Raw genomic sequence first — 304 nt, forward strand, 5'->3', positions numbered from 1 at the left:
CATCCAACCTAATAATCAAAAACAGATCCCTATCCAAAACTTCCCTATCTAATACGTCTTGAACATCTTCAAGAGTTTCAAACTCACCTGAAAAAGCTTCTAACGGGCTATTAAAAGGAAAAACAAAATAAGCTTCCGTACTTCTTTTAAAACGCGCTTCAAAAACAATAAATTTAGCTGGAACATCAATAAATCTATTTGAATCAACCATGTTAAAACCCCTTAAATTAACGTTAGTCAATCTAAGGGGTTTGGAAATTTCTCAAGTTGTCAAGTACCCCTTAGACGGGGCGGAATATATAAG

Annotated in this window: 1 protein-coding gene; it reads right to left on the minus strand. The window is 34.5% G+C overall.

Annotation, left to right across the window (positions count from 1 at the left end; genetic code table 11):
* A partial coding sequence (locus MB824_RS10740) for a hypothetical protein (RefSeq protein WP_238748536.1) occupies nucleotides 1–211 on the minus strand: 211 nt, incomplete at its 3' end.
* Nucleotides 212–304 lie beyond the last annotated feature (93 nt).

The sequence above is a fragment of the Kingella pumchi genome, from assembly GCF_022288825.1.
GTDB lineage: Bacteria > Pseudomonadota > Gammaproteobacteria > Burkholderiales > Neisseriaceae > Kingella_D > Kingella_D pumchi.